General features: G+C 45.4%; 8 protein-coding genes. 3 read left to right on the top strand and 5 right to left on the bottom strand.

Annotated features, from left to right (window positions below):
• Positions 1-120: 120 nt before the first annotated feature.
• Complete coding sequence (locus tag O9290_RS28680) at positions 121-330, bottom strand: hypothetical protein (RefSeq protein WP_502846480.1); 210 nt, start codon at positions 328-330, stop codon at positions 121-123.
• Positions 331-747: 417 nt separating this feature from the next.
• Here O9290_RS28680 and O9290_RS27780 point away from each other — a divergent pair, with 417 nt between their 5' ends.
• Positions 748-2,919 carry a glutamine synthetase III family protein gene (locus O9290_RS27780; RefSeq protein WP_072927749.1) on the top strand — a complete coding sequence of 724 codons (2,172 nt, stop codon included), beginning with the start codon at positions 748-750 and terminating at the stop codon, positions 2,917-2,919.
• A gap of 404 nt (positions 2,920-3,323) precedes the next feature.
• A complete protein-coding gene (locus tag O9290_RS27775; protein WP_288055603.1) occupies positions 3,324-4,793 on the top strand; it encodes a carotenoid oxygenase family protein in 1,470 nt (489 codons plus the stop codon).
• A gap of 44 nt (positions 4,794-4,837) precedes the next feature.
• On the opposite strand, the gene O9290_RS27770 is transcribed toward O9290_RS27775, so the two are convergent.
• Positions 4,838-5,713, bottom strand: a complete 876-nt coding sequence (locus O9290_RS27770; RefSeq protein ID WP_149986782.1) for a Tab2/Atab2 family RNA-binding protein — start codon at positions 5,711-5,713, stop codon at positions 4,838-4,840.
• 248 nt (positions 5,714-5,961) lie between these two features.
• Positions 5,962-6,981, bottom strand: coding sequence for a glycosyltransferase (locus O9290_RS27765; protein WP_004163274.1), 1,020 nt, complete (start codon positions 6,979-6,981; stop codon positions 5,962-5,964).
• 2 nt (positions 6,982-6,983) lie between these two features.
• Here O9290_RS27765 and O9290_RS27760 point away from each other — a divergent pair, with 2 nt between their 5' ends.
• Entirely contained in the window at positions 6,984-7,274 is a 291-nt protein-coding gene (locus O9290_RS27760) for a hypothetical protein (protein WP_288024380.1), read from the top strand.
• On the opposite strand, the gene O9290_RS27755 is transcribed toward O9290_RS27760, so the two are convergent.
• Together O9290_RS27755 and O9290_RS27750 are read right to left on the bottom strand one after the other, a co-directional pair.
• Positions 7,226-7,531: a DUF3593 domain-containing protein gene (locus O9290_RS27755; RefSeq protein ID WP_043999528.1), complete on the bottom strand. Its 306-nt coding sequence runs from the start codon at positions 7,529-7,531 to the stop codon at positions 7,226-7,228. The two genes, O9290_RS27760 and O9290_RS27755, sit on opposite strands and share 49 nt — an antisense overlap.
• Positions 7,524-7,835 (bottom strand): DUF2499 domain-containing protein, encoded by a 312-nt coding sequence (locus O9290_RS27750; RefSeq protein WP_002734463.1) that lies wholly within the window; start codon positions 7,833-7,835, stop codon positions 7,524-7,526. The genes O9290_RS27755 and O9290_RS27750 overlap by 8 nt, the downstream gene beginning before the upstream one ends.
• Positions 7,836-8,019: the final 184 nt, after the last annotated feature.

The following is an 8,019-nucleotide window of genomic DNA, read 5'->3' as shown; positions in this document are numbered from 1 at the left end:
AGGCCGAATTTGAATTCTTTTCTGAACAAAACCCCCTACTATCTGTTGTCAAGGTTCAGTTTTTAGCTTGGTTATCGCTTTTTCCATTGTAGCTTAAAGCCGTCCTAAAAGGACGGGGTTTTAACCCAAATTTTCGATAAGACCATCATTATCTAAATCTTCGCCGGTAAACATCCCGGTGACGGTAGCACCTTCGGAGTAGCCACCTTGGAAGAAGTTGAAGGAAGCGGCGCTGGCGGGGAGGACAGTCAGTACAGCGATCGCGCTAACTGTGCCAGCGAAGACAACACCAGCCAGAGAGAGAGATTTGAAGTTAGTTGTAAAATTCATGGGCAATTTTGGGTAAATTCCACCAGCATTTTACCCCCCCCCCCGATTTTGTCAAATATCGCTTTTTTATCGATTGCATAGATGTATAGAGTTTTATCTCCAGAAAACAGGTTTCTCAAAGAAACCCGTTTTCTCAGTGCGATCGCTTGGGGAAGATCGGGTTTGGGATATTTGTAATGTTTGATACAAATCTCTCGATCATCTGTTCTTAAGATTAAGGCTGGTGTTGCTAATTGATCGGGAAAGAGGCCGGCGCAAGCAGATAAAAACCGCAGAGAAGCTTGTGCCGTGGGATCAAAATTATTAAGCGGAGAATAGCCTCTGACCGGAATTCAACATCAAAGTTAGTAGGAAACTTGTCATCGCCTAAGTAAAGTAACCCTTTATCCACGACACAACACAATAGGAAAAATACTTATGAGTTATGGAACGCGTGTTCAAGCTATCTCTCAAGTAACGGATCGTAAACCCCTACCTAGCAAAATTCCTCAACGTTTAGAGGCCCTCTGGGCAACCGATGTCTTTACCCTGAGCAAAATGCAGGCCAGTCTTCCCAAAGACGTATTCAAATCGGTCAAAAACACGATTTTAACCGGGGGAAAATTAGACGTTTCCATCGCCAGTGCGGTAGCGGCAGCGATGAAAGATTGGGCCACGTCCAAAGGGGCGCTGTACTATGCTCACGTCTTCTATCCGATGACTAACGCCACCGCCGAAAAACACGATGGTTTTATCTCCGTGCAGAGCGACGGTTCGGTGATCACGGAATTTACGGGCAAAGTCTTAGTACAGGGAGAACCGGACGGGTCTTCCTTTCCTAACGGCGGACTTCGCTCCACCTTTGAAGCGCGGGGTTACACCGCTTGGGATGTCACCAGTCCCGCCTACGTCATGGAGACGGATAATGGTGTAACCCTGTGTATCCCCACGGTTTTCATCTCTTGGACAGGAGAGGCCCTCGACAAAAAAACGCCGCTTTTACGCTCGATTTCATCGATGAGTAAAGCCGCCACCAGGGTGCTTAAACTATTAGGACATACGGAAGTCGCCCCCGTTAACTCCAGCTGCGGCGCTGAACAGGAATATTTCCTCGTAGATGCTCATTTTGCCCATAGTCGCCCCGATTTACTGCTCACCGGTCGCACCCTATTTGGTAAACCCGCCGCCAAGGGTCAACAGTTCGACGATCATTATTTTGGCGCGATTCCCGAACGGGTTCAGGTGTTTATGCAGGAAGTAGAGGAAAGAATGTATCGCCTCGGCATTCCGGCCAAAACCCGCCATAATGAAGTCGCTCCAGGACAGTTCGAGATTGCCCCCTTTTTCGAGGCGGCCAACGTGGCCAGTGACCATCAGCAGTTAATTATGACTTTGCTGAAAAGTACGGCTAAAAAACACGGTTTTGTTTGCCTACTGCACGAAAAACCCTTTGCGGGAATTAATGGTTCGGGAAAACACGTTAACTGGTCCGTCGGCAACGCCACCCAGGGCAATCTGTTAGATCCGGGCGATACTCCCCACGCTAATATGCAGTTTTTGTTATTCTGTGGGGCGGTGATTCGTGGCGTTCACAAGTACGGGCCGCTTTTACGCGCAGTGGTGGCTACCGCCAGCAATGATCACCGTTTGGGGGCAAATGAAGCTCCCCCCGCCATTATTTCGGTATATTTGGGCAGCCAGTTAGAAAAGGTATTCGACCAAATTAGCCAAGGCCGAATTGAGGGTTCTGATGCCCCGGGGTTGATGGATCTCGGTGTCGATACCCTGCCGGTATTCCCCAAAGATCCTGGTGATCGCAATCGTACCTCTCCTTTTGCTTTTACGGGCAATCGCTTTGAATTCCGCGCCGTGGGTTCTAATCAGTCAGTTTCCGGGCCGCTGGTGGCGATGAACACGATTCTAGCGGATTCCCTGACTTGGGTGGCGGATAACTTAGAAAGCCGGATGAAAGCCGGGGAAGACCTCAAGACTGCTGCCCAGGGTGTTCTCAAGGAGATCATGGACAAACACAGAAATGTGATCTTCGGAGGTAACGGATATTCCCCGGAATGGCACAAAATGGCGGTAGAAGAGCGCGGTTTGGCTAATCTCCGCACCACTGCCGATGCTTTACCCGTGCTGAAAGCCGATTATATCGAAGAACTGTTTGCCCGCATGGGTGTGCTTACCCCCGTTGAACTGGAAAGTCGTTTCGATGTCTATGCAGAACAGTATTTACTGGCCATCGAGGTGGAGGCGAAACTGGTGGTAAGTATGGCTAAAACGATTATTTATCCCGCTGCCGTTCGCTACTTGTCGGAATTGTCTTTGGCGATCGCTAATGCGGCGGCGATCGGCATCGAGATGGATAAGGAAAGGGCCCAAACCGTCTCGAATTTAATTAAATTACTGATGGATGGCGTTAGCAAACTGAGTGAGGCCATGGCTAAAGACGATTTTGACTCGATCGAGGAACATATGCAGTATTCCGCTCAAACGATCCGTCCCTTGATGGATAAGGTGCGCGAATATGCTGACACACTGGAAGGGGAAGTGGCCGACAATTTCTGGCCGCTGCCTACCTATCAAGAAATGTTGTTTGTTAAATAACATGACGGCAAGGAGGGGGTGAATAGCTGGAAAAATGATTGGCCACCCCCTTCTTTTTAGCTGTTATCGAAACAACCCTGGGTGCATCTCATTTTTGCCCTCTCAAAAATTAATTATGCAAGAACTCTATAGTAGGGTTGATTCATGAATCAACCCTACCCAAACCCTAGAGCGCATTAGTTTTTCGGTGGGATGCTTACAGGCAGCTGCTGATATATCTGTAATAATTTAAGGGTCACTGATAATTGCTGATTGTCGGTATTTCTGCAAATGTGAGATGCACCCAACAACCCTTGTCTAAAACCTCGCCTTCTAGTCAGATTCTTCCCTCCTGCCTCCTGCCTTCGTTAGCTCTGGTAGTTTTAAGTTATGTTAAGAAAAGTAAATACAAACGTAAAACTACCATGGTATTAACTCCGACAATTGGCGAAAAATCCTATAATCGTCAGGATTGGCAAAAAGGCTATCAATCCCAACCTAACGAGTACGATTACGAGGTAGAAGACATCGAGGGGCAAATTCCCGCCGATTTACAGGGTACAGTCTTTAAAAATGGCCCCGGTTTACTCGATATCGCTGGCACGGCGATCGCTCATCCCTTCGATGGGGATGGTATGATCAGCGCGATTAGCTTCAACCATGGGCGCGTACATTATCGTAATCGTTTTGTTAAAACCGAGGGTTATCTCCAGGAACAGAAAGCGGGAAAACCCCTTTATCGCGGTGTTTTCGGCACGAAAAAACCGGGGGGAATTTTCGGCAATGCTTTTGATTTGCGTCTGAAAAATATTGCTAATACTAATGTTATCTACTGGGGTAATAAATTACTGGCACTTTGGGAAGCGGCCGAACCCCATCGCCTCGATGCTAAAACCCTTGATACTATTGGTTTAGACTATCTCGATGGTATCTTGGAAAAAGGCGATTCTTTTGCCGCTCATCCTCGCATCGATCCCGCTTGTATCTTCGATAATCATCAACCTTGTCTGGTAAATTTTGCCATCAAAACGGGTTTGTCGAGTGCCATTACTCTCTACGAAATTAGTCCCACGGGTAAGTTATTACGTCGTCATACCCACAGTATACCTGGCTTCTGTTTTATCCACGATTTTGTTATTACTCCCCACTACGCTATCTTTTTCCAAAACCCGGTTGGTTATAATCCTTTCCCCTTTCTTTTTGGGTTAAAAGGTGCGGGAGAATGCGTTATTAATCAACCGGACAAGTTAACTAGGATTATTATTATCCCCCGGGATCCTAACAAAAGAGAAGTGAAAGTTTTAGAAACTCCATCGGGTTTTGTGTTCCATCATAGCAATGCTTTTGAACAAGGGGAGAAAATTTATATTGATTCTATTTGTTATCAATCCTTACCACAACTGGATTCAAATAGCAATTTTCAATCGGTAGATTTTGATAGTTTAGCTCCCGGACATCTGTGGCGATTTACACTAAATTTATCAGAAAATACCGTTACAAGAGAATGTATTCTAGAGCATTGTTGTGAATTTCCCAGCATCAATCCGGCAAAAGTTGGTCGAGATTACCGTTATTTATACATCGCTGCCGCTCATCATGCCACCGGTAATGCTCCTTTGCAAGCAATCTTAAAACTGGACCTATTAACGGGAGAAAAACAATTACATTCTTTTGCTCCCCGGGGATTTGCGGGTGAGCCAGTTTTTGTGCCTAAACCCGATGGAATCGCTGAAGATGATGGTTGGTTATTGGTTGTCACTTACGATGCGGCTAGTCATCGATCGAATGGGGTGATCTTAGATGCTAAAGATATCACTAATTCCCTAGCGGTTATCCATCTTAAACATCATATTCCCTACGGGTTACACGGTAGTTGGACCCGACAATGTTTTTAAGTTAATTGTCTAGGGGTGGATTGAAAACCCACCTTTACTAAACTTTACTCTTGAGAGCCTTCTTGTAGTAGCCAAAAACCAGCGAAGGATTCCGATTCAGGGTTAGATTGAATGGCTAAAAAATGCAGATTATTCGCTTTTTGTTTAGCTTCTTCAAAGTTTTTGGCTTCCTTTAAAGTCTCGGCATTAGTGACGTTGACGAGAATCCAGCTATCACTAGCACCCGTTTCTAAACGTAGCACGGGACGGGAACCAGTTTCTAACTTTAAATAGGCCATTTCTAACCCTGACATCCAACCAGCTAATGGTAAAGCGCGCGGAGAAAAAATAACTAAACCGGGGATTTTTAGATTCTCATCTAATCCCATTCCTAGTATAGGCAAATTTTCTCCGAAGCTAATATCCCAATCTTTTAAATCATTAAAAGAAGACAATTCTAGCGTAACAAAAGCCCATTTATCTGCCTTATCTCCCCGGACAGCATCGGGAAGGGGAACAGCATTTAAAGGAGGATAATTCACGGAAGCGGTTTTAGTTAAATTTTGATCATAACCAACTTCTTGGGGGTAGAAATTAACCATTCTTTCTTCTATCCATCTAGTTAAAGCATGAGTGCGACGACTAGGGGAAGCGGGAATACCGATATCCTCGCAAGCTTTGCTAATCATGTTATTCATCTGACGACGGAAAAAGCGAATTTTTTTGGGAGTTACCCCCGCTTCCTTGATAGCTGCAGTAACTGCCTCTCCTAACCATTGGGAATTAACCATCGTATTAGGACAATAACTGGCATATTTAAATATTGTATCGGAGGAGCGATCGATTGTTGCCGGAGTTTCACAGATTAATAATTCCCATCTTTTTTTATTATTTTCATCCACCACCGGCCGCGAATAAAAATCAAGTTCCCAAATAGTCATATTTTTTTCAGTTATCAGTTATCAGTTATCAGTTATCAGATTTGAGTTTTAAGTAGGTGGGTGGAATTAAATATAAGATGAACGTAGGTTGGGTTGAAGCATGAAACCCAACACCCGCTCATGTTACGCTACCGCTAACCCATCCTACAAATAATTGTGCCTCCCTACTTTAAGTGTGCAGTATGTATTAAGTGGGCAGTATTAAATAGCAGCTTCCTACTGTCTTTTCACTGATTACTGCTCACTGTTTACTGCTCACTGAAAAATCCCCTATTCCCGACAACAGTACGAACGCGGTAGATGGGACGTTTTTGGGATTCATGGTAAGTTCGCATCAAAATTTCTGCCAAAAGACCAAAACAGAGTAATTGTACCCCAGTTAAAAAGAATAACACGGCCAGGATTAACAAAGGTCGATCGCCGATTTCTTGTCCGAAACCGAGTTTGAGAATAGTCAGATAAGTGCCTAGAATAATCCCCACTACCATCGATAACAGTCCGTAGAGTCCAAAAATGTGCATCGGACGGGTGAGGAACTTTTTCATAAAAAAGACAGTAAATAAGTCCATAATCACGCGAATTGTGCGACCTAAACCATATTTACTCTGTCCGAACCGTCTAGCGTGGTGATTAACGGGAATTTCGGTTATTTTTGCCCCTTCAATAAAAGCCAATGCGGGTAAAAAGCGATGTAATTCCCCGTAAAGATTCATATCGGCGACTAATTCGGCTCGATAGGCTTTCAAAGAACAACCGTAGTCGTGTAATTTGACCCCTGTAACCTTTGCTATCAGCCAATTAGCTATTTTTGAGGGTAAAAGCCGTTTTACCCGGTCATCTTGGCGATTTTTGCGCCAGCCACTCACGAGGTCATAACCTTCCTCTAATTTGGCCAATAATAGGGGTATATCATTGGGATCGTTCTGTAAATCGCCGTCGAGGGTAACGATTATCTGTCCCGTGGCATAATTAAATCCGGCAGCCATGGCGGGGGTTTGTCCGTAGTTGCGTCGCAATATTACCGCCTTGAGATCATCGCGATTTTTGGCTAAATTAGTTAAAACCTCGGTGGAACCGTCCTTAGAACCGTCGTCAACACAGATTATCTCGTAGTTAATTTGATAAGAACGCAAAATCGTGGCGATACTCTCGACGAGATGGGGGATACTGTCCACTTCGTTATAAATGGGAACCACTACCGATAAGGTCTGGATGGCAGCCTGCGGGTTTGGTTCGTTGACACTGATGGACGGTGTAATCGGGGACATATTTGACTGACGCGGGGACGTTTTGGGGCGATTGTATCACAATTCAGTTATCAGTTATCAGTTATCAGTTATCAGTTATCAGTCATCAGTTCACTGATTACTGTTTACTGTTCACTGTCCACTGTTCCCTGAAAATACCCCCCACTTCCCACTTCCCCACTTCCCCACTTCCCACACCCTACACCCCACACCCTACACCCCAATTCCCACTTCCCCACACCCCACACCCCACACCCCACACCCCTTATCCCTGTTCCCCTTTCTCTGTTTCCTTTTTCGCTAAAATTGCCTGACGAAAACCTAAGACGACGAGAATATTGGAGAGGGTGAGGAAAAATTCGGCGCTGCCGTGTAACCAATCGACGTTAGCTAATTCTTGACCATAGTGGATTTTGGCGTAGATACCGGCAGGAATGGTGATAAAAACGAAGATTAACAGCACATAAAAGCCAATTAGGGCTAAACGGGGCATTTTTCCCGAACGAGTGATCAACCAAAGAAACCCCAGATAGGGAAACAGGGAGATGGCAAATAAACTCTCTTTATTCATTGTTAACGCTAATTTTACTGGAACGCCACAGCCACCAACCGGCAGCACAGAGGGTAAAATTTCCTAAGACAGTCATGGCTGCCTGTAGGGTGACTAACCAGGATAAGGCACTGATATTATCAAAAAAATGCCATGTACAGGCACACATGGCCCCAATTAAAGCGGGTAACATTCCCCAAGATAACATTCGCCACGATCGATCGCTACTGATGTCGCCATAGGTCCACACTAACCAGATCGCCGCTATCCATTCTACGACACTCGATACATGAACTATCCACGTCGGTATTGATAAAGCATTCATTCGCAAAGGAAAAAGTAAAAAGTTAAAAATAGGTTTTAGGGTTTTAGGGTGTTAGGGTTTTAGGGTGTTAGGGTTTTAGTTGAATTCCCCCATCTCCCCATCTCCCCATTCCCCCATCTCCCCATCTCCCCATTCCCCCATCTCCCCATTCCCCCATCTCCCCATTCCCCCATCTCCCCATTCC

It is taken from the genome of Microcystis sp. LE19-41.2A (assembly GCF_027530405.1).
Taxonomy (GTDB): Bacteria; Cyanobacteriota; Cyanobacteriia; order Cyanobacteriales; family Microcystaceae; genus Microcystis; species Microcystis aeruginosa.
Note: the sequence above shows the minus strand (reverse complement) of the source record. Positions and strands in the feature narration are given on the sequence as shown.